The 19723-nt window shown below is 76.9% G+C and carries 22 protein-coding genes; 14 read left to right on the forward strand and 8 right to left on the reverse strand.

What is annotated here, in order from left to right; all coding sequences use genetic code 11:
* Positions 1-40: 40 nt before the first annotated feature.
* From H7K62_RS09120 to H7K62_RS09130, 3 genes are all read right to left on the reverse strand, one after another.
* Positions 41-406, reverse strand: a complete 366-nt coding sequence (locus H7K62_RS09120; protein WP_222437321.1) for a helix-turn-helix domain-containing protein — start codon at positions 404-406, stop codon at positions 41-43.
* Positions 403-1437 carry an NAD-dependent epimerase/dehydratase family protein gene (locus H7K62_RS09125; protein ID WP_186717646.1) on the reverse strand — a complete coding sequence of 345 codons (1035 nt, stop codon included), beginning with the start codon at positions 1435-1437 and terminating at the stop codon, positions 403-405. Before H7K62_RS09125 ends, H7K62_RS09120 begins: the two co-directional genes overlap by 4 nt.
* A 63-nt stretch (positions 1438-1500) precedes the next feature.
* Positions 1501-2769 carry an acyltransferase family protein gene (locus H7K62_RS09130; RefSeq protein WP_186717647.1) on the reverse strand — a complete coding sequence of 423 codons (1269 nt, stop codon included), beginning with the start codon at positions 2767-2769 and terminating at the stop codon, positions 1501-1503.
* Between the two features lie 117 nt (positions 2770-2886).
* Between H7K62_RS09130 and H7K62_RS09135 the strand changes: the two genes are divergently transcribed.
* A complete protein-coding gene (locus tag H7K62_RS09135; protein WP_186717648.1) occupies positions 2887-3840 on the forward strand; it encodes a methylated-DNA--[protein]-cysteine S-methyltransferase in 954 nt (317 codons plus the stop codon).
* Positions 3841-3895: 55 nt separating this feature from the next.
* Complete coding sequence (locus tag H7K62_RS09140; protein ID WP_222437322.1) at positions 3896-4135, forward strand: toxin-antitoxin system YwqK family antitoxin; 240 nt, start codon at positions 3896-3898, stop codon at positions 4133-4135.
* A 62-nt stretch (positions 4136-4197) separates the two neighbouring features.
* Here H7K62_RS09140 and H7K62_RS09145 read toward each other — a convergent pair whose 3' ends face one another.
* The 5 genes from H7K62_RS09145 to H7K62_RS09165 form a co-directional block, all read right to left on the reverse strand.
* The gene (locus tag H7K62_RS09145) at positions 4198-4602 is read right to left on the reverse strand and encodes a rhodanese-like domain-containing protein (protein WP_222437396.1); all 405 of its coding nucleotides are present in this window, start codon (positions 4600-4602) and stop codon (positions 4198-4200) included.
* Between the two features lie 35 nt (positions 4603-4637).
* Complete coding sequence (ligD, locus tag H7K62_RS09150) at positions 4638-5612, reverse strand: non-homologous end-joining DNA ligase LigD (protein WP_186717650.1); 975 nt, start codon at positions 5610-5612, stop codon at positions 4638-4640.
* Positions 5613-5648: 36 nt separating this feature from the next.
* Positions 5649-6038 carry a VOC family protein gene (locus H7K62_RS09155; RefSeq protein WP_186717651.1) on the reverse strand — a complete coding sequence of 130 codons (390 nt, stop codon included), beginning with the start codon at positions 6036-6038 and terminating at the stop codon, positions 5649-5651.
* On the reverse strand, positions 6038-6409 hold the full coding sequence (locus H7K62_RS09160) for a VOC family protein (RefSeq protein WP_186717652.1): 372 nt from the start codon (positions 6407-6409) through the stop codon (positions 6038-6040). Before H7K62_RS09160 ends, H7K62_RS09155 begins: the two co-directional genes overlap by 1 nt.
* Positions 6410-6526: 117 nt before the next feature.
* A complete protein-coding gene (locus H7K62_RS09165; RefSeq protein WP_186717653.1) occupies positions 6527-7090 on the reverse strand; it encodes a GNAT family N-acetyltransferase in 564 nt (187 codons plus the stop codon).
* Between the two features lie 154 nt (positions 7091-7244).
* Here H7K62_RS09165 and H7K62_RS09170 point away from each other — a divergent pair, with 154 nt between their 5' ends.
* The 12 genes from H7K62_RS09170 to H7K62_RS09225 all read left to right on the forward strand — a co-directional run bounded on the left by H7K62_RS09170 (position 7245) and on the right by H7K62_RS09225 (position 19452).
* Positions 7245-8885, forward strand: a complete 1641-nt coding sequence (locus H7K62_RS09170; protein WP_186717654.1) for a CYTH and CHAD domain-containing protein — start codon at positions 7245-7247, stop codon at positions 8883-8885.
* A gap of 132 nt (positions 8886-9017) precedes the next feature.
* Positions 9018-9875 carry an amidohydrolase family protein gene (locus tag H7K62_RS09175; RefSeq protein ID WP_186717655.1) on the forward strand — a complete coding sequence of 286 codons (858 nt, stop codon included), beginning with the start codon at positions 9018-9020 and terminating at the stop codon, positions 9873-9875.
* Positions 9876-9926: 51 nt separating this feature from the next.
* A complete protein-coding gene (locus H7K62_RS09180) occupies positions 9927-10475 on the forward strand; it encodes an MSMEG_0572/Sll0783 family nitrogen starvation response protein (RefSeq protein WP_186717656.1) in 549 nt (182 codons plus the stop codon).
* Positions 10476-10498: 23 nt separating this feature from the next.
* Positions 10499-11584 carry an MSMEG_0568 family radical SAM protein gene (locus H7K62_RS09185; protein WP_186717657.1) on the forward strand — a complete coding sequence of 362 codons (1086 nt, stop codon included), beginning with the start codon at positions 10499-10501 and terminating at the stop codon, positions 11582-11584.
* A 47-nt stretch (positions 11585-11631) separates the two neighbouring features.
* Positions 11632-13119 carry an MSMEG_0567/sll0787 family protein gene (locus H7K62_RS09190; RefSeq protein ID WP_186717947.1) on the forward strand — a complete coding sequence of 496 codons (1488 nt, stop codon included), beginning with the start codon at positions 11632-11634 and terminating at the stop codon, positions 13117-13119.
* Positions 13119-14075: a carbon-nitrogen hydrolase family protein gene (locus tag H7K62_RS09195; RefSeq protein WP_186717658.1), complete on the forward strand. Its 957-nt coding sequence runs from the start codon at positions 13119-13121 to the stop codon at positions 14073-14075. Before H7K62_RS09190 ends, H7K62_RS09195 begins: the two co-directional genes overlap by 1 nt.
* Entirely contained in the window at positions 14068-14370 is a 303-nt protein-coding gene (locus tag H7K62_RS09200; RefSeq protein WP_186717659.1) for an MSMEG_0570 family nitrogen starvation response protein, read from the forward strand. Before H7K62_RS09195 ends, H7K62_RS09200 begins: the two co-directional genes overlap by 8 nt.
* Entirely contained in the window at positions 14367-15635 is a 1269-nt protein-coding gene (locus tag H7K62_RS09205) for an MSMEG_0569 family flavin-dependent oxidoreductase (RefSeq protein WP_186717660.1), read from the forward strand. The genes H7K62_RS09200 and H7K62_RS09205 overlap by 4 nt, the downstream gene beginning before the upstream one ends.
* A complete protein-coding gene (locus H7K62_RS09210) occupies positions 15632-16558 on the forward strand; it encodes a carbon-nitrogen hydrolase family protein (RefSeq protein ID WP_370591687.1) in 927 nt (308 codons plus the stop codon). Before H7K62_RS09205 ends, H7K62_RS09210 begins: the two co-directional genes overlap by 4 nt.
* On the forward strand, positions 16555-17778 hold the full coding sequence (locus H7K62_RS09215) for an MSMEG_0565 family glycosyltransferase (protein ID WP_186717661.1): 1224 nt from the start codon (positions 16555-16557) through the stop codon (positions 17776-17778). The genes H7K62_RS09210 and H7K62_RS09215 overlap by 4 nt, the downstream gene beginning before the upstream one ends.
* A gap of 50 nt (positions 17779-17828) precedes the next feature.
* Positions 17829-18995: a hypothetical protein gene (locus tag H7K62_RS09220; protein WP_186717662.1), complete on the forward strand. Its 1167-nt coding sequence runs from the start codon at positions 17829-17831 to the stop codon at positions 18993-18995.
* Between the two features lie 46 nt (positions 18996-19041).
* Positions 19042-19452, forward strand: coding sequence for a TIGR03618 family F420-dependent PPOX class oxidoreductase (locus H7K62_RS09225; RefSeq protein WP_186717949.1), 411 nt, complete (start codon positions 19042-19044; stop codon positions 19450-19452).
* The last annotated feature ends 271 nt before the right edge of the window (positions 19453-19723 follow it).

The following is a 19723-nucleotide window of genomic DNA, read 5'->3' on the forward strand; positions in this document are numbered from 1 at the left end:
CGGGCTCGGGGCCGGTCGCCGGCGCGGGGGGACGGGGCGGTCAGGCGGCGAGGGCCTGGACGACGGCGGGAGAGGCGACCGGCGCGAGGCTGACCACCGGCTCGGCCAGGGCGAGGTCCGCGGCCACGGCGCGCAGCAGGACCGCCTGCGGCAGCGACAGCGAGCGGCACACCGCGCGCAGCACCTCCGACGACGCCTCCGCCAGGCCGCGCTCCACCTGCGACAGGTGCCCGGTGGAGACGCCCGCGGAGGTCGCGACCTCCTTGAGCGACCTGCCCTGCGCCGTCCTCGCCCGCCGCAGCCGCGCACCGACCACCTGCCGCAGCAGGGGCGCCGCGCTCGGCGGTGCGTCCGCGGGGACGGCGTGCAGCAGGCGCTCGGCCCGCGGCGTCCGCGCGCGGCTCACCGCGGGCTCCCGGCCGTGGCGGCGTCCAGCAGCTGGCGCTCCAGGTCCTCCGGCAGCCCCGGCACCGGCCGGTCCGCCCTCGGCTCGGGCGCGTCGTCGGCGCTCCGCAGCCACGCCCACGTGTCGGCCACCGTGTCGTGGACCGACGTCTGGACGAGCCCGGTCTCCTGGGCGCGGACGGTCGCGACGTCCCAGGCCGTCGCGGCCACCTCCCGCGGCAGCCAGTAGGGCAGGTGCACCCACGGCTGCACGCCGGCGGCGAGCAGCCGCTCCTCGGGGACCTCCACCAGCTCCGCCGCCGCACCCACCACCTGCGCGCACGTCCGCAGCAGCCCGCCGAGCGTGGTCGTCCCGGCGCGCGCGGTGGCGTTGACCGGGCCCGCCCAGCCGGACTCCGCACCGCGCACGAGCCAGTCCGCCAGGTCCCGCGCGTCCACGAGGGCCACCGGCTGCTCCAGCGCCCCGTCGCCGGGCACCACGACGCGCCCGCCGCGCGCCAGGCGGCGCAGCCACCACGCCAGGCGGCCGACGTCGTCGCCGGGTCCCGCGATGAGGCCCGCGCGCGCCAGGAGCACCGGCCCGCGCACCGCGGCGGTGAGCACCCGCTCGGCGTGCGCCTTCACCGGGCCGTAGGCGTCGGCGTCCGCGCCGTCGGAGGGCACCTCGGGCCAGGCGGGCTCGTCGTCCGTGGGCAGCGGTCCCGGCGGCCACGCCGCGCACGCGTTGAGGCTGCTCACGAGGGCGTAGGCGCCCACGTCCGCCAGCGCGGCAGCCGCCTGCTCCGCAGCCGCCCGGCTCTGGCAGGAGGTGTCGACGACGACGTCGGGCCGCCAGCCCCGCTGCGCCGCTCCGCCCAGGGCCGCGGCGAGCGAGCTCGGGTCGTCCCGGTCTCCGTGCAGGGCCAGCACGCCCTCCGGCGGACGGCCGGACAGGCCGCGCGTGAACGTGGCCACCTCGTGGCCGCGGCGCACGGCGGCGCCCACCACGTGGCGCCCCAGGAAGCGCGTCCCACCGAGCACGAGCAGCCGCATGGGACCAGCAGGCCCGCCGGCGGCCCGCGTCGTCAAGCCGCGTTCACCGCGGGTGAACCCCGGTCAGCCCACCGCCGCGCGCCGCCGGCGGCGGAGCACCGGCTCGTGCCGGCGCCCGTTGAGCCACGCGCCCACCCACGTCCCGCGCACGAGCAGGTCGTAGCTCAGCAGCAGCAGCGGGACCGCCACCACCCACGCGCCCACCAGCTGCACCGAGGGCCACCAGCCGGTCTTGGCGAGCAGCAGCTGGACCACCGCGGTCAGCGGCAGGTGCGCGATGTAGACCCAGTACGAGGAGTCCGCCAGGTACCGCACCACGCGCGACCCGCCGGCGAGCGCCCGCAGGAACAGGCCCACCAGGCCGTAGCACCAGCACCACCCCGCCAGCGCCGACAGGGGGGCGTTCAGGCCGAGGGGAGCGGTGTCCTCCAGCAGCACCACCAGCGGCGTCAGCACCAGCGCCGCACCGAGGTGCACCGGCCAGCTGGTGACGAGCTTCGACAGCGCGTCGGGACGGGCGTGCAGGAACCACCCGACCACGAACGCCCCCGTGTACGCGGTGACGGTGGACGGCAGGACGTCGAGGTGGGAGGGCTGCACCACCCCGTAGCGCGCCGAGCCCTGCTGCAGCAGCGCGCTCCAGTACGGCAGCGCGGCCAGCACCACGCCCCCGGGCAGCACGAGCACCGCGCCGGTGCGGTCCGCCCAGCGCTCGGCGCGCTCGCGGCCCGCGCAGGCCACGACCAGGGCCCTCACCACCAGCACGATGACGATGACCTGCACCAGCACCCACAGGAACCACAGGTGCGCCGGGTCCCTGAACAGCCAGAACGGGATGCCGGAGGGCAGGGGCGGCAGCGGTTCCGGGTCTCCGCGCAGGCGCCGGGCCAGCTCCTCGATGCCGATGATCGACAGCAGGACCAGCGGGCTGAAGACCGCCAGCGGGAGCAGGATCCGCTGGGCGCGGTCCGTGGCGTAGGCGCGGACGCCGCGGCGGCTGAGCACCAGGCGCCCGAAGTACCCCGCCAGCATCATGAAGAGCACCATGCGGAACAGGTGGATCACAGTGGTCGCGGCGTCCGCGGCGGGAGCGAACACCGGGTCCGGCCGGAACCAGACGGTGCCCGGGAGGAAGGGCGAGAGGGTGTGCAGCACGATGCCGAGCCCGAGCGCCACGGCGCGCAGCGCGTCCAGGCCGTGCAGCCGCGCACCCTGGGTCGCGGAGGTCGCAGGGGTCGCGGGGGCCGTGGGGGACGGGGCGGGCGACGGCGTCTCGGTCTGCGGAGCCGACGGCCCCGGGGCGGCGGCCGCCGCCCCCGAGTGGGTCGTCACCCCCCGACGCTACGTGATGAACCCCTCCTCGACCGAGTGGAAGCGGAAGCCGCACGGGCCTGCGGGGCGTCCGCAAGCGGAGTGCCGCGCCCGGGTGCGGGCGCCTAGCGTCGCGGTGTGGTGCTCGAGATGACGGTCCCCGCTGGTCCCCGGCCCGCCGGTCGCGGAGGCGGCGGCCGTGACGCCGGCAGTGACGACGTCCAAGACGACGGCGGAGCGCGCGAGCGCGTGCTGCGGGCGTGCCGCGCGATGGACGACGCCGGCGGGCCTCTGCCCCTGGAGGATCTGGCGGCACTGGCCGGGTGGAGCACGCGGCAGCTGGGGCGCCGCTTCGCCGAGGTGCTCGGCACCTCCCCGCGCGCCTACGGCGAGGCGCTGCGCACGCAGCGGCTGCGTCCGGCGCTGCGGGAGGGCCGCGCAGAGGGCGGCACCGTGCTCGACGCGGCGTTCACCGCCGGGTACGGCTCGGTGCGCGCCTTCTACGAGCAGGGCGCCGCCCGCCTGGGCATGACGCCGTCGCAGTACGCCGCCGGAGGCACGGGCGAGCGGCTGCTGTGGTCGGCCGGGCCGGCCGACGTGGGCGGCGTCGAGGGGCGCCGGGTGCTCGTCGTCGTCTCGCTGACCGGGGTGGTGGCGGTCCGGATCGGCGACGACGACGACGCGCTGCTCGCCGAGGTGGCCGCCGAGCTGCCGCTCGCCGAGCTCGACCACGAGCCGGAGGTTCTCATCGACGTGGTGGCCGCCGTCGCGGCCCTGGCCCGCGGGACCGGGAGCGGCGCCCCGGGCGGCGGCGCCCCGCTGCCGCTGGACGTGCGCGGCACCGCGTTCCAGGCGGCGGTGTGGGCGGCGCTGCGGCGCATCCCCGCCGGCGAGACGCGCTCCTACGCCGAGGTCGCCGCGGAGCTGGGCCGCCCCACCGCGGTGCGGGCGGTGGCCCGGGCCTGCGCGACCAACCCCGCAGCCCTGGTGACCCCGTGCCACCGCGTGGTGCGCTCGGACGGCGGCCTGGGCGGCTTCCGGTGGGGGCTGGAGGTCAAGCGGGCCCTCCTGGCCGCGGAGCGCGGAGCCTGAGGCGGTCTGCCACCGGTGCTGCCCGCCGCGCCCGGGGCCGTGGCATCCTCCCGGCGTGGCGGGGCTGATCGGGGCTGAGGAGTTCGGCGGGGACGGCGTGCACGTGGAGCGCCACCGCGACGGCTCCGTGCGCGCCCGCGGCCCCGTGCTTGACGGCAAGCCGGAGGGCTACTGGGAGTGGTTCCGCCTCGACGGGACCAAGCTGCGCTCGGGCCACTTCACCGACGGCGAGCCGGTGGGGGAGTGGGCCACGTACGACCGCCAGGGCCGGCTGTACAAGACCACCCACCGCTGACCCACCGTGATCATGGGCGTTGTGCGCACGACCCCTCGTGATCATGGGCGCTGTGCGCAGTCTCAGGGCCTGACGTCCGCGGGCCCCGTGTGCACGGGCAGGCCCGCCGCCTTCCAGGCCTCCACCCCGCCGATGACGTCCGTGGCCCGGTGCAGCCCCACGGCCTGCAGCGACGCCGCCGCCAGGCTGGAGCTGTACCCGTGGCGGCAGACCAGCACCACCTCCACGTCGTCGGTGGTCGCCTCGGGGATGCGGTGCGGGCAGGCCGGGTCGAGCCGCCACTCCAGCACCGTCCTGTCGATGACCAGCGCGTCGGGCAGCTCGCCCTGCTCGGCGCGGTGCGCCGGGGTCCGGGTGTCGACCAGCAGCGCTCCGCGCGCCACGGCGGCGGCCGCCTCGTGCGGTGTCAGGCGCTGCAGCCGGGCCCGCGCCGCCGCCAGGACTTCCGCCGCTCCCACGTCGTGCAGTCTCCGCGACCGCGGCCACCCGCGCCCCTGGGCCGCTACCCCTGGTCCCGGCGGGCGCGGGCCCGCCGCTTGCCCTCGTGCATCGCCGCCACCCGCGGCACCGGGATCTCCTGGCCCTCGCTGACCAGGACCTCCGGCAGGACCTGCGCGGCGGGCAGCGCGTCGCGCCACGGGTCGCCGCTGTCCGGCGCAGCGGCGGCGGCCAGCCGCGCGGCGTTGTGCACGGTCACGTCGCCGGGCACGACGTCGTCGAGGGCGTCCCACGGCACCGGGAACGACACCGGCACGCCCGGCCGCACGCGCGGGCTGTAGCAGCAGGCGAGGCTGCCGCCGCCGGCGCGCGTGGGGTCCACGAACACGCGGCCGCCGCGGTCGGCCAGGAGGAACGCCGTGGTGGCCACCTCGGGCCCGAGGCGCTCGGCCCGTGCGGCCAGGGCGCGCGTGGCCGCCGCGGCGTCGTCGACGGCGACGTCGCGCACGGGCACCACCACGTGCAGCCCCTTCGCGCCGCTCGTCTTCACCGCTGCCGCGAGCCCCGCGTCCCCCAGGGCCCGTTCCACCAGCCGGGCGGCCGCCACCACGGCGGAGAAGGGCGCTCCGGGCGGCGGGTCGAGGTCGAGCACGAGGTGCGTGACCCTCCCCTCGCCGGACAGGACCGTCGGGTGCAGCTCGACCGCTCGCTGTCCGGCCAGCCAGACGAGCGTGCGAGCGTCCTCGGCGAGCGGGTACCTCACGGTCCGCTGCGACGCCTCCGCCCACACGTCCGCGGTGCGCACCCAGTCCGGTGCCGACGCCGGCAGGTTCTTCTGCACGAACGGGCGCTGCCCCGGGCGCACGCGCGTCACCGTGAGCGGCCGCCCATGCAGCTCGGCGACCAGCGGCCCGGCCAGCGCCCGCACGTGCTCCACGAGGTCCCTCTTGGTGGCGCCCGCCCCGTCGAAGAGCTCCGCGTCGAGGTGCTTGAGCTCGACGCCCTCCACCACCTCGACGTCGTCGTCCGCGCGAGCCATGCGCCGACGCTAGGGCCGCGCCGGGCCGGACGCCGCTCAGGCCTGCTCGCCCCACGTGAGGCAGAAGGGGTGGCCGGCGGGGTCGGCGTAGGCGCGGAAGCCCGCCGGGGCGTCGAGGTCGTCGGCCGCCAGCAGCAGCCGGGCGCCCTTCGCGAGGACCTCCGCCTCGGCGGCGCGCGGGTCGTCGACCTCGAGGTCGAGGTGCACCTGCTGGCGCACCTCCGGGTCCGGCCAGGTCGGCGGCACGTGGTCGGGGGCCAGCTGCACGCCGACCACCGGCTCGCCGTCCACGTGGACGCTGTGCCAGCGCTGCCCGTCCGACCACGGAGGCACCACCACCTCGCCCTCGAGCAGGTCCGCCCAGAACGCGCTCTCCGCCGCCACGTCGGCCGCGTCGAAGACCACGAGGCGGTGGCGCGGGCGCATCAGTCGCCCCAGCACAGGCAGAAGGGGTGCCCGGCCGGGCTGGCGTACACGCGGAAGCCCTCGGCGGCGTCCAGCGGGTGGGTCTCCTCCAGCAGCCGCGCGCCCACGGCCAGGGCGTCGGCCTCGGCGGCGCGCACGTCGTCCACGTCGAGGTCGAGGTGGACCTGCTGGCGCACCGCCGGGTCGGGCCAGGTGGACGGCACGTGGTCGGGGGAGAGCTGCACGCACACGTCCGGCAGGCCCGGGGTGCGCACGGTGTGCCAGTCGTCGTCGGTGCGCACCACCTCACCGCCCAGCAGGTCGGCCCAGAACCTGCTCTCGGCGGCGAGGTCGCTCGCGTCGAAGGCGATGGTCAGTCCGGTGGTCCGCATGCCCCCGCATGCTGCTCTCCTGTCCCGGTGACGTCGAGCGAGCGGCCCCGGGCCGACCGTGGACGCTCCGTCCCGGTCTGGAGCCGCACACCGGGACGCAGCGTCCACGGTCGCCCGTCAGCGCAGCTCAGAGGCGAGCAGGGAGCCGATCCAGCCATCGTCGCGCTGACCGCGGGCCACGAGCAGACCGCGCACCTCGCCCTCCACGGTGAAGCCGCACTTCTCCGCCACGCTCCGCGAGGCGCGGTTGCCCACGACGGCGCGCCAGTGCACGCCCACCAGGCCCAGCTCCTCGAACCCCCACCGCAGCGCTGTACGGGCAGCACGCGTCATGACGCCGCGCCCGCGCGCCGCCGGGTGCAGGCCGAAGCCGATCTCGGCCCACCCGCCCTCGCCCAGGCGCAGGTCGACGGTGCCGCCGAAGCGCCCGTCGACCTCGATGGCGAACGCCGCCATGGTCCCGTCGGCCCAGCCGGCGGCGACCTTCTCGAGGAACTCGTCCGCGTGGTGGCGCTCGTAGGGCACGGGGACCGTGGTCCAGCGCTGCATGGCGGGGTCGGTGCCCTGCTCGAAGACCCCGGTGGCGTCCTCGGGGCGGTGGCGGCGCAGCAGCACGCCGTCGCCGGCGTCCAGGGGCGGCGGCTCGGGCAGCGGCGGGCGCTCGGGGGCAGGGTCGTCCACGCAGAGCAGGCTGTCAGGGCCGAGGTCGCTCCCGCGACGGGGTTTCCGGATGGCTGCGGCAGACCGGAGCCCTGTCCGACAGCGCTCCGGCTCCCAGAACTCGACGGCTCCCGCGACGGGCGGCCGCCGGTGATCATCAGTAGGGTCGACGGGCATGGCGAGGAAGTCGGTCGAGGGCTCGGCGGCAAGCGCGTCCGGGGGTGTCGCCACCTCTCGTGAGTCGGAGCGCAAGTTCACCCTCGGCGAGGACGCCACCCTGCCCGACCTGGTCGGCGCCGGTCGCGTCGCCTCCGTGGACGACGCGGTCACCCACGACATGGTGGCCGTCTACTACGACACCGCCGACCTGCGCCTGGCCCGCGAGGGCGTCACGCTGCGCCGCCGCCACGGCGGCTCCGACGACGGCTGGCACCTCAAGCTCCCCGTCGGCTCCAGCTCCGACCGCGACGAGCTGGCCGTGCCCCTGTCCGACGGGGGCGCCCCGCGCGAGGAGGGCGGTCCGCCGACCGTCCCGGCCGCGCTGACCGCGCTGGTCACGGCGCTGGTGAGGGTCTCCCCGCTCGGACCGGTCGCTGAGCTGCGCACCCACCGGGAGGTCCACGTGCTGCGCGACGCCGACGGTCGCGCGCTCGCCGAGGCCGCCCTCGACGACGTCGAGGTGGCCGTCCCCGCCGGCGCCGGCGACGGCTCGTCCGGCGTGGTGCCGGGGCGCTTCCGCGAGCTGGAGGTGGAGCTGCTCGACGACGGCGACGAGACCGACCTCGACGCCGTCTCCGACGCCCTCGTCGCGGCGGGCGCGGTGCTCGGCGCGCAGGTGTCCAAGGCCAAGCGGGCCCTCGGCGCTCCGGCCACCGGGCTGTCCGACGTGCCCGAGCCCGACGAGGTGGGCCCGAGCTCGTCCGCCGCCGACCTCGTGCGCGCCTACACCGCGCAGCAGGTCCGCGCGCTGCGCACGCACGACCTGGGCGTGCGCCGCGGCGAGGACGACGCCGTGCACCAGATGCGCGTGGCCGCCCGCCGCCTGCGCAGCGGCCTGCGCGTGTTCCGCCCCCTGCTCGACCGGGCCTGGGCCGACGACCTGCGCGGAGAGCTCGCGTGGCTCGCCGGTGAGCTCGGGGCCGCCCGTGACGGCGAGGTGCTCGCCGAGCGGCTGTCGCTGGCTCTCGCGGCGCTGCCCCCCGAGGTGGACGCCGCCGACGCCGCGCGCCTGCTGCAGGCCCACCTGGCCGAGCAGCACCGCGACGGCGAGGCCGTCGCGCTCGCCGCGCTCGGGTCGCAGCGGTACGCGGCGCTGCTGGACCGGCTGGTCGACGCGGCGTCGTCCCCGCCGACCACGGCTGCCGCCGAGGGCGAGTGCCGCGACGTCCTCCCGCCGCTGGTCAAGAAGGCGTGGAAGAAGCTGGCGCGGGAGGTGGGGGCGCTGCGCATGGCCGGCGGCGACGACTCCTGGCACGACGCCCGCAAGACCGCCAAGCGCGTCCGGTACGCCGCGGAGGCCGTCGCCCCGGCGCTCGGCAAGCCGGCCAAGAAGTTCGCGAAGCAGGTCGAGCGCGTCACTGAGCTGCTGGGCCAGCACCAGGACGCCGCCGTGGCCGCCGACGTGCTCGCGCACCTCGCCACCGACCGCAGCCGCGCCCTGCACCTGCCGCGCAGCGCTGCCGCCGCGGCGAAGGTGGGCTTCGCCCTCGGGTCCCTGCACGCCGCGCAGCGCGCCGAGGTGCGCGTGCTGCGCGCCGACCTCCTGGAGATCTGGCCCGAGGTCTCCCACGGCGGCCACCGCGCCTGGCTCGGCTGAGCCCACCTCACCGCAGCCGAGCGCCTGGTTGCGGTTCGTGGGGTGACGCAGTCGATCGAGGTGAGGACCTGGCAACGGGTGGTTGCCACGGATGTGACCAGCCGGAAACACCCCGCTCGTTGACTCCCTGGCATGGCAGCGGGAGGCGCCGCAGGGCGCCGGGGGATCGGGAGCGGCGTCCACGACGCCCACCGCCACCTCGGCGTGCTGCCCGCGCACCCCTTCTACGGCGGTCCGCCGGTCAACCCCGACACCTCCGCCGTCGCCGACGTCGACGCGCTGCTGCGCTCCCTCGACGAGGAGGGCGTCGAGCGCGCCCTCGTCATCCCCAACTACGGCGTCCCGGACGTCAGCGCCTCCTTCGCCCTCAACGAGCTGGTGCTCGAGGCCGCCGCCCGCGACGACAGGGTCCGCGCCGGCCTGTGGGTCTCACCCCGCCCGCAGGACGCCGCGCTCACCGCGCAGGCGCTGGCGCTCGCGGGGGAGAGCGGCGTCGTCGCGCTCAAGACGTCGTTCCTGCTCGGCGGGCGCGCCACCGACGACGCCTGCCGCCCGCAGCTCGACGCCGTCTTCGAGGCCGCGCGCCAGCACGGCCTCGTCGTCCACGTCCACACCAGCCCGGGCGCGGCCTCCGACGTCGACGAGGTGGGCGAGCTGGTGGAGCGCTACGGCGACGACGTGGCGATCCACCTCGTGCACCTCGGCGGCGGGATGAGCGGCCACATCAAGCTCATCGGCTCGCGCTTCTTCGACTGGATCGCGGCCGGTAAGCGCGTCTACACCGACACCTCCTGGGCCATCGGCTTCGCGCCGCGCTGGCTGGCCGCCGAGGTGCAGCGCCGCGGGACCGGCCACGACCGCGTGCTCTACGCCTCCGACGAGCCCTGGGGCGACGCCGCCGGAGAGCTGGCGCGCCTGCGCGCCGCCGCCGGAGACGGAGAGCTGGCCCGCCTGTGGCTCACCGAGAACGCCGCAGCCCTCTACGGCTGAGCGACCACCACCTCACCCACCCCACCCACCCCACCCAGCGAGGAGCCCGAGATGACCACCACCGCCGCCGCCACGTCCGACGAGACCGCCGCCGCCATCAAGGAGGCCGCCGAGAAGTCGAAGGCCGAGATCCAGCACCCCTCGCTGGAGAAGGGCAGCAGCCTGTACGGCTCCACCAAGATCTTCCCCGACTACCAGGCCGAGCCCGGCCAGAGCTACCTCACGCTCGTGCACGGCATCGCGCACGAGTCGTCGGTGAGCTTCGTGGCGATCCTCCAGGCCACCCGCGCGCTGCGGAAGGGCTTCGACTCGGTCCTGTACTTCTACGGGCCCGGCTCGATGAACTGCATGGCCACCCGCGGCTTCCCGACGACCGGCGACTCCGCCTTCCCCGGCGAGCACAACATCAACAACAGCCTGGAGACGTTCATCGCCGAGGGCGGCACGGTCTACTGCTGCCGCTTCGGGCTGTCGCTGCACGGGCTGCGCGAGGAGGACCTCATCGCCGGCGTCATCCCCTGCCACCCGCTCGACGTGCAGGACGCGCTCATCCACTACGCCAGCAAGGGCGCCATCATCAACAGCACCTACATGGTCTGAGGCTGACTGATGGGACTGCTCCCGTGAGCCTGGACACGAGGGTCGCCGTCGCCATCCGCGGCGTGCGCACCGCCACCGGCGTTCCGGTGAACCGCCGCGGGGGCGCAGGCCCCAGCGACGACGGCCACGTCCGCCTCGGCGGCCGCGGCGCCGCGCTGCCGATCGACCCGACCAGCCCCTACCTCGTCCGCGACGGACGGCTGCTGCGCTCCACCGGTGGCCTCACCGAGGAGCTGTGGGTCGACACCGGGCTGGAGGCCGAGGCCGTCGCCAGGCCGCGCTTCTACGACCTGACCACCGCCGACGGCGTCCGCTACGACCAGCTCGCCCGCCTGCACGGCGCCGACGTGCTCGCCACCACGGTGGTGCAGACGTGCATCCGGTACGCCGAGGACCAGCGATGCCGGTTCTGCTCCATCGAGGAGTCGCTGCGCGCCGGTGCCACCACCGCCGTCAAGCGGCCCGAGCAGCTGGCGGAGGTGGCCGAGGCCGCCGTTCGGCTCGACGGCGTGCGGCAGGTGGTCATGACCACCGGCACGTCCAACGGGCGCGACCGCGGCGCCCGCCACGTGGCCCGCTGCGTGCGCGCGGTGAAGGAGGCCGTCCCGGGCCTGCCCGTCCAGGTGCAGGTGGAGCCCCCGGAGGACCTCGGCGCGCTCGCCGAGCTGCGGGACGCCGGGGCCGACTCCCTCGGCATCCACGTGGAGTCCCTCGACGACGACGTCCGCCGGCGCTGGATGCCCGGCAAGGCCACCGTCTCGCTGGAGCGCTACCGCGAGGCGTGGGCCGAGGGCGTGCGCCTGTTCGGCCGCAACCAGGTCTCGACCTACCTCATCCTCGGGCTGGGGGAGGATCCTGACGAGCTCGTCGCCGGGGCCTCCGAGCTGGCGGCGATGGGCGTCTACCCGTTCGTCGTCCCGTTCCGGCCGATCGCCGGGACGCTCGCCGTGGACGTCGACGGCGCCCGCCCGCCCGCCCCCGAGGTGCTCGCCGACGTCACGGCCCGCGTGGCTGCCGACCTGCGCGCCCGCGGGATGCTGAGCAGCGGCCAGAAGGCCGGGTGCGCGGCGTGCGGGGCGTGCAGCGCGCTGCAGGCGGCCGGGGCGTGAGCGTCGTCGACAGCACGACCGACCTCGGCAGCGTCCTGCTGGGCGCCGTGCCCGCGCCGGCCCGCGCGCAGGCGCCGTCGTGGTGCATCGGGGTGGCTGACGCTGCGGGCGTCGCCGCCCACCGCGCGCTGCGGCGCGAGGTGTTCGTCGCGGAGCAGGGGCTCTTCGGGGCCGGCGCCGGTCGGACGGAGACCGACGACGTCGACGACGACCCGCGCGCCGTCGTCCTCGTGGCCCGCGAGGTGACCTCCGACGGTGCTCCGGGTCGGGTGCTCGGCGGCGTGCGGCTGGCTCCCGCGGGCCAGCACCTCACCGGTGGGGTCGACGTCGGGTGGTGGGCCGGCTCGCGGCTCGCGGTGGCGCGCGACGCCCGCGCCTCGCGGATCGGACCCGCACTCGTCCGGGCCGCCTGCGCGCACGCCGAGGCGACCGGGGCGCTGCGGTTCGACGCCACGGTGCAGGCCGCCGCCGAGCCCATGTTCCGCAGGCTCGGCTGGGAGCGCGTGCGCGACGTCGTCGTCCCCGGGGCCGAGGCGGTGCCGCACGTGCTGGTGCGGTGGCCCATCGGCAGGACCGCCGCCCTGCTCGAGGCCACCAAGGCTCCGCTCGGCGGGCTGCTGGCGGGGTTGCTGACCGGTGGCGCGCACCTCGGTGACGACTCCGCGCCCGTGCCGGGCAGCGACCTCGTGGCCGCGTGCGACGCCGTCGTTCCGTCCATGGTCGAGCGCGACCCGGAGTGGGCGGGCTGGTGCGCGGCGCTGGTCAACGTCAACGACGTCGCCGCGATGGGCGCTGTGCCAGTGGGGCTGCTCGACTCCGTCGGCGCTCGAGACGCCTCCTTCGCCGCCCGCGTGCTGTCCGGGCTGCGCGCCGCGTGCGAGGCGTACGGGGTGCCGCTGCTCGGCGGCCACACGCAGCTCGGGGTGCCCGCAGCGCTGTCGGCGACAGCGCTCGGCCGGGTCCCGACCGGCTGCGAGCCCGTGCCGGGCGGTGGAGGTCACCCCGGGCACGCGGTGTGGCTCGCCGTCGACACCGCCGGCGGCTGGCGTCGCGGGTACGCCGGGCGCCAGTGGGACTCCACCACGTCCCGCGCCCCGGAGGTGCTGCGCGCGCTGACCGCCGTGGTGGGGCGGGTCCGGCCCGCGGCGGCCAAGGACGTCTCCATGGCCGGCGTGGTCGGGACGCTGGCGATGCTCGCCGAGGCCAGCGGCACCGGCGCGGTGCTCGACGTGGCCGCCGTGCCCCGGCCCGCGGGCGCTACCCCGGGGGACTGGCTGACGTGCTTCCCCGGCACCGGCTTCCTGCTCACCGACGACGCGTCCGCCGACCTGGCCGCCGCGGTCCCCGACCTGCTGCGGGCCGAGGGGTTCCGCCTCGAGCGGTGCGGCGAGCTCACCGACCCCTCCGCCGGCTCATCGGGCGTGCTCCTGCGCTGGCCCGACGGCGAGACCACCCCCGGCACGACCCCGGACGGCCGCGCCACCGGGCTCGGTCCTGCCACCCCAGCAGCCCCCCACCTGGAGGTGAACCCCTGATGCTCACCGTCGCGGCGGTCTCCGCCGGCTTCACCCGAGACCTCGACGCCTGCTTCGCGCAGGTCGAGAGCCTGGTCGCCGAAGCGCGCGAGCGCGGCGTCGGCCTGCTCGCCCTGCCCGAGGCCGCCATGGGCGGCTACCTGTCGACCCTCGGCTCCCACGGCGACGTCGCCGACCCCACCCGTCCGTCCCGCTCCCAGCCGCCCGCGCTGCGCCTCGACGGTCCCGAGGTGGCGCGCCTGCGCGCGATCGCCGGAGACCTCGTGCTGTGCGTCGGCCTGTGCGAGCTCGCCCCCGACGAGCCGGGCGCCGACGGAGGGGGAGCGCGGTACAACACCGCCGTCTGCCTCACCGGCGACGCCGTGCTCGGCGCCTACCGCAAGGTCCACCAGCCCCTCGGAGAGCATCTCTCCTACGCCGCGGGCAGTGGCTTCGGCGCCGTCGAGACGCCGGTCGGACGGATCGGGATGCAGATCTGCTACGACAAGGCCTTCCCCGAGGCGGCCCGCGCGCTCGCGCTGGACGGGGCCCAGCTGGTCGTGAGCATGTCGGCCTGGCCGGCCTCGCGCACCGGGGCCGCAGCCGTGCTCGCCGACGACCGCTGGACCCACCGGTTCGACCTGCTCGACAGGGCCAGGGCGCTCGACAACCAGCTGTTCTGGGTGGCCTCCAACCAGGCAGGCACCTTCGGCTCCCTGCGCTACGTCGGGTCGGCTAAGGTGGTCGACCCCGGCGGCGCGGTGCTGGCCCACACGGGGACCGGTCCCGGGACGGCGGTGGCCACCATCGACCTCGACGGCGGCCTGACCGCCGCGCGCGGCGGGATGTACCACCTGCGCGACCGGCGCCCCGACGCCTACGGCGCTGCGGTGTCGGCCATTCCCGCACCGCTGCCCGAGCCGGTCTGGGAGCGGGCAGCTGCCTCGGGCCTGCGGCAGGGGGCCGGTCGTGCCTGAGGCCACGTTCCGCGTCCGCTGGCCCGACGGCAGCACCGACGCCTGCTACTCGCCCAGCCTCGTCGTCCACGACCACCTCGCGCCGGGCGCGGAGTACCCGGTGGCCGACTTCGCCGCCAGGGTCGGGGCGGCCATGGACGAGGCGTCCGAGCGGGTCCGCGCCAGGTACGGCATGGCGTGCACCTCCGCAGCCGCCACGGCCGCCGGCGTGCGCTCGCGCGCCGCGCGCTTCTCGGCCGACGGCGTCGTGCGGGTGCTGTCCATCGAGCCGCCGCTGCCGGGGGGCGTCTCATGAGCGGGGACCTCGACGGGCGCCACCTGCCCGTCGTCGTCGTCGGGGGAGGACAGGCGGGCCTGTCGATGAGCTGGCACCTGGTGCGGGCGGGCGTGGAGCACGTCGTCCTGGAGCGCGGCACCGCCTGCCACGACTGGGCCGACCGCCGCTGGGACGCGTTCACGCTGGTCACCCCCAACTGGCAGTGCCAGCTGCCGGGGTACGGCTACGACGGCGACGACCCCGACGGCTTCATGACCCGCGACCAGGTGGTGGCGTGGCTGCGCCGCTACCCCGCGACCTTCGGCGCGCCGCTGCACGAGGGTGTCGCCGTGACGGCGCTGCGCGAGCGGCCCGGGGGCGGCTTCACCCTGGCCACCACCGCGGGCCAGCTGACCGCGGACCAGGTGGTCGTCGCCACCGGCGGCTACCACCAGCCGGTGCTGCCGGCCGTCTCCCAGCGCCTCCCCGACGACGTCGTCCAGCTCCACTCGGCCGCCTACCGGTCGCCGGAGGCGCTGCCCGACGGCGCGGTGCTCGTGGTCGGGTCGGGGCAGTCCGGCGCGCAGATCGCCGAGGACCTGCACCTGGCCGGCCGCGACGTGCACCTGGCGCTGGGGAGCGCGCCCCGGGTGGCGCGGCGCTACCGCGGCCGCGACTGCGTGGCGTGGCTGCACGACATGGGCGTCTACGACGTCGGGATCGAGGCGCACGCCGGCGGGCTGTCGAAGCGCGAGTCGACCAACCACTACGTCACGGGCCGTGACGGCGGGCGCGACATCGACCTGCGGGCCTTCGCTCGCGAAGGGATGCACCTGCACGGGCGGCTGGAGCGGGTGCGAGGTGCCTCGCTGCGCTTCACCCGCACGACGGCGGCCTCGCTGGACGCCGCCGACGCCGTCGCCGAGTCCATCAAGGACGACATCGACAGGTACATCGCCCGGCAGGGCATCGACGCGCCGGCGGAGCCGAGGTACGTCCCGGTGTGGCGCCCACCGTCGCCGCAGGACGAGGACGTCGACCTCGACCTGCGCGCCGCGGGCGTCTCCGCCGTCGTCTGGGCGGTCGGGTTCCGCGCCGACTTCCGGTGGGTGCAGGTCGGGGTCTTCGACGGCACCGGGGCGCCCACCCACCGCCGCGGCACCACCGCCGTGCCGGGGCTGCACTTCCTCGGGCTGCCCTGGCTGCACACGTGGGGGTCGGGGCGCTTCGCGGGCGTGGCGCGCGACGCCGAACACCTCGCCGAGCAGGTGGTGCGGCGCGCGGCGCCCAGCCGCGCCGCGTGAGGGACGGCGCGGGGGTGGCCGACGAGGTGGTGCTCGCCGCGGTCGCGGGGCACTTCGGTCGCGACGTCGGGAGGACCCTGCTCAAGCTCGAAGGCGTGGTCGGTGCGGCCCGCTCGGCCGGCGCGCACCTGCTGGTGCTGCCGGACGCGACGATCGGCGGCTACGTCGACGACCTCGTGGACCCCGCCCTCGAAGGGGAGGGCGCCCTGCCGCCCGCCGTCGACCTCGACGGGCCGGAGGTGGCGCGGGTGGCGGAGCTCGCCGGCGACCTCGTCGTGTGCTTCGGCATCAGCGAGCGCGCCGCGAGCGACGAGCCGGGACGGGCCGCCCGCCACAACACCGCCGTCTGCGTGCACCGCGGCCGCGTGCTCGGGGTGCACCGCAAGGTGCACCTGCCGCTGGGGGAGTCGCGCGCGTACCGCGCCGGTGACCGCTTCTGCGCGTTCGACACCCCGGTGGGCCGGCTGGGGATGCTCGTCGACTTCGACAAGACCTTCCCCGAGAGCGCCCGCACGCTGGCGCTCGACGGGGCGCAGGTGCTGGCGTGCCTGTCGGCGTGGCCGGCGAGCGCCACCGAGCGCGCAGACCGGATCCGCCTGGACCGCCAGGCCCGCCTGTTCGACCTCTACGACGCCGCCCGCGCCGCGGAGAACCAGGTCTGGCTGGTCTCCTCCAACCAGACCGGCGTGCAGGGCGGCCTGCGCTTCCTCGGCCAGGCCAAGGTGGTCGACCCGGCGGGGGAGGTGGTGGCGCGCACCTGGACGCAGGGCGGCATGGCGGTGGCGCCGGCGCGGGTGGCCGACGGGGTCGCGCGGGCGCGGCGACGGGTCCACCACCTGCGCGACAGGGTGCTGTCCGCCTACGACTGCGACCGCCCCTTCCCCGACGCCCCCGACGACGACGAGGGGGGAGGCGACCGGTGAGGGTCTGGCTCGCCACGTACTCCACCAAGCCGCGGGGCGGGGTGGTCCACACGCTCGGGCTGGCCGAGGCGCTCGCCGCCCGCGGCCACGACGTCACCGTCTGGACGCTCGGACGCGGCGGCGACACGACCTTCTTCCGGCCCGTCGACGCCGCCGTGCGCGTCGAGGCGGTGCGCTTCGCCCCGGTGGACGGTGAGGACGTCGGCGCGCGCATCGTGCGGTCCATCGACGTGCTCGGCGGGGCGCTCGCGGAGCACCTGCTGGCCCCCGGGCCGCCCCTGCCGGACGTCGTCCACGCCCAGGACTGCATCTCCGCCAACGCGGCGCTCGCCCCCGTGCGCGCCGCGGGCGTGCCGCTGGTCCGCACCGTCCACCACCTCGACGCCTTCACCACCCCGCAGCTCGTGGCCTGCCACGACGCCGCCGTCCGCGAGCCTGACGCCCTCGTCTGCGTCTCCGCGGCGGTGGCGGCCGAGGTGCGGGCCGGCTACGGGCTGGAGGCGGCGGTGATCCCGGGTGCCGTCGACGCCGGCCGGTTCGCCGCCGCCGCGCGCCGCGACGACGCCGCGGCGAGCGCTTCCCGCCGGGCCTGGCGGTCCCGGCTGGGCCGGTACGTGCTCGCGGTGGGCGGCGTCGAGCCGCGCAAGGGCAGCCTCGACCTGCTGGAGGCGTGGGCGCTGCTGCGCCGCCACCGCCTCGACCTGCGCGACGTCGCGCTGGTGCTCGCCGGCGGGGAGACCCTCTTCGACCACCGCCCGTACCGGGAGGCGTTCGACGCGCGCTCCGCCGAGCTGGCCCGCGAGCTGGGCGCGGCGCCGGTGGTGCTGGGACCTGTCGACGACGACGCGCTGCCGTCCCTCGTGGCCGCCGCGGACGCCGTGGCCTTCCCCTCCACGAAGGAGGGGTTCGGGATGGCGCCGCTCGAGGCCCTCGCCGCGGGCGTGCCGGTGGTGGCCCGCGGCCTGCCGGTGCTGCGCGAGGTGCTCGGGGAGGCGGCGCTCTTCGCCGGTGGCGTGCCGGACCTCGCCGACGCCCTGGCCGCTGCCCTGGACGGACGCGCCCCGAGCGCGGGACTGGGCCGAGCGGTCGCCGCCGGGTACGGCTGGGAGAGGGCCGCCGCCGCCCACGAGGCGTTCTACGAGGGGCTGGTGGGAGACCGCAGCGCCATGCCCGGGGCCACGGTGAGACCCTCGAGGCCGGACCCGGCCTCCGGGTCCTGACGTGGCACCCGGACCTGACGCTGCGGCGCACGGAGAGCCAGGATCGGGGCGTGACGCATCCGCCCGGCCGCCCCGACGTCGACCGCGAACGCCTCGCGAGGTCCGCGGCCCGGGCGCTCGGGCTGGCGGGCGGCGTGGTGCTGGGCGAGGAGCTGGGGGGCTCGCAGCGCTCCCTCGTGCTCCGCGCCACCGCGGACGGGCGTCCCGTCGTCCTCAAGCTGCCGCTGACCGACCCGGAGGCCGCCGCCCGCGAGGAGGCGGCGCTCCGGGTGGCGGCCGGGACCAGCGCCCCGGGCGTCGTGCCGCTGCTGGGCGTGGGGGACGACCCGCTGGTGCTCGTCCTGGACGACCTCGGGGCCGCGCCGACCCTGGCGGACAGGCTGCTCGGCGCCGACCCCGCGGCCGCCACCGACGCCCTCGTGGCGTGGGGCTCGGCAGTGGGGAGGCTGCAGGCCGCCACCGCGGGCGCGCGACCCGCCTTCGAGTCCGCGCTCGCGCAGGCCTCGCCGCTCGGCGCCCCTGACGCGCAGGGGGTGCGTGACGGGGTCACCGACGCTGTCGCCGTCCTGCGGCGCGAGCTGCCGCGCCTGGGCGAGAGCGCAGCGCTCGACGACGCCGCGGCGGACGAGCTCACCGCGCTGGTCGACCACCTCGAGCGCGACGGCGCGCCGCGCGGCCTGGTGCCCGGCGACACCTGCCCCGACAACGCCCTGCTCGTGGGGCGGGGCGAGGGGGCGCCCGACGGCGTCCGCCTGCTGGACTTCGAAGGGGCCGCGCACCGGCACGTCGCGTGGGAGGCCGCCTACCTCGCGCTGCCCTGGCCGTCGTGCTGGTGCAGCTGGCGGCTGCCGGAGCCCGCGGTCGAGGCGGCGCTCGCCGCGTGGCGGGAGGCCGTGGCCCCCGCCGTCCCGGCGTCGTGCAGCGCGGCCGACCTGGCCGCCGACGTCGACGCCGCCGTCGTCGCCTGGACCGCAGTCACCGCCGCGTGGTTCCTCCCCAGCGCCCTCGACGGCGACCACGGCACCCCCGACCCGGCGCGCGACCACCTCGTGCCGCGCCGGCGGGCGCTGCTGCAGCACCGCAGCCGGGTGGCCGCAGGGCGTGCCGCCGAGGGAGGCGCGTGGCCGGCACTCGCGGACTGGTGCGAGCGGCTGCACGCGGCGGCGGTCAGCGCGTGGGGTGAGCGGCCCCTGGCGCTGGCCCCCGCCTACCGCTGACACTGCGAGGAGGCTCCGGGCGAGGCAGGGTGGAGGCGTGCCGAAGATCTCCGAGAAGCCCATGCCCGCCGACGTCCTCGAGCTGTTCCGCAAGCCCAACCCGGCAGTGATGGCGACCGTGGCGAAGGACGGCCGCCCGGTCACCGTGGCCACCTGGTACCTGCTCGACGACGACGGCCGCCTCCTGCTCGGCCTCGACGCCAGCCGCGCCCGCCTCAAGCACCTCACCGACGACGGCCGCGTCTCGCTCACGGCGCTGGCCGAGGGCGACTGGTACACCCACGTCAGCGTGCAGGGCCGCGTGGTGGAGGTGCGCGACGACGAGTGCCTGGCCGGCATCGACAGGATCAGCCGCCACTACACCGGGAGCGACTACCCGAACCGCACGAGCCCCCGCGTCCTCGTCTGGGTGGAGCTGGACCGCTGGCACGGCTGGGGCGGCGCCTCCGCCGAGTGAGCGTCGGTGCAGCAGTCGGCGCACGCCAAGAGCTCGCCGGGCGCACCGCGGCGCGTCGCTGGCAGCGCTCGCCGTCGTCGTCGCCGACCCCTCCCCGCCACCACGATCACGAAGGTCCGCGTCACATCCCTCTCCACGACCCAGGAAGTGGCGCTCACATGCATGATCGTCGCGGGTGAGTGGGGAGGCCCAGGGCCGGTGGGCAGCGTGAGGCCCGGGTCCGGGCGCTGGAACGGACCTCAGCCTGCCCACCGGGCTCCAGGCTCCCCAC

It is taken from the genome of Quadrisphaera sp. RL12-1S, from assembly GCF_014270065.1.
GTDB lineage: Bacteria > Actinomycetota > Actinomycetes > Actinomycetales > Quadrisphaeraceae > Quadrisphaera.

Excerpts from the sequence above, each read along its gene's own strand:
- H7K62_RS09125 (WP_186717646.1), bottom strand. The coding sequence starts at position 1,437 with ATGCGGCTGCTCGTGCTCGGTGGGACGCGCTTCCTGGGGCGCCACGTG.
- ligD (WP_186717650.1), bottom strand. The coding sequence starts at position 5,612 with ATGGCTCGCGCGGACGACGACGTCGAGGTGGTGGAGGGCGTCGAGCTC.
- H7K62_RS09155 (WP_186717651.1), bottom strand. The coding sequence starts at position 6,038 with ATGCGCCCGCGCCACCGCCTCGTGGTCTTCGACGCGGCCGACGTGGCG.
- H7K62_RS09160 (WP_186717652.1), bottom strand. The coding sequence starts at position 6,409 with ATGCGGACCACCGGACTGACCATCGCCTTCGACGCGAGCGACCTCGCC.
- H7K62_RS09170 (WP_186717654.1), top strand. The coding sequence starts at position 7,245 with ATGGCGAGGAAGTCGGTCGAGGGCTCGGCGGCAAGCGCGTCCGGGGGT.
- H7K62_RS09175 (WP_186717655.1), top strand. The coding sequence starts at position 9,018 with ATGGCAGCGGGAGGCGCCGCAGGGCGCCGGGGGATCGGGAGCGGCGTC.
- H7K62_RS09180 (WP_186717656.1), top strand. The coding sequence starts at position 9,927 with ATGACCACCACCGCCGCCGCCACGTCCGACGAGACCGCCGCCGCCATC.
- H7K62_RS09195 (WP_186717658.1), top strand. The coding sequence starts at position 13,119 with ATGCTCACCGTCGCGGCGGTCTCCGCCGGCTTCACCCGAGACCTCGAC.
- H7K62_RS09205 (WP_186717660.1), top strand. The coding sequence starts at position 14,367 with ATGAGCGGGGACCTCGACGGGCGCCACCTGCCCGTCGTCGTCGTCGGG.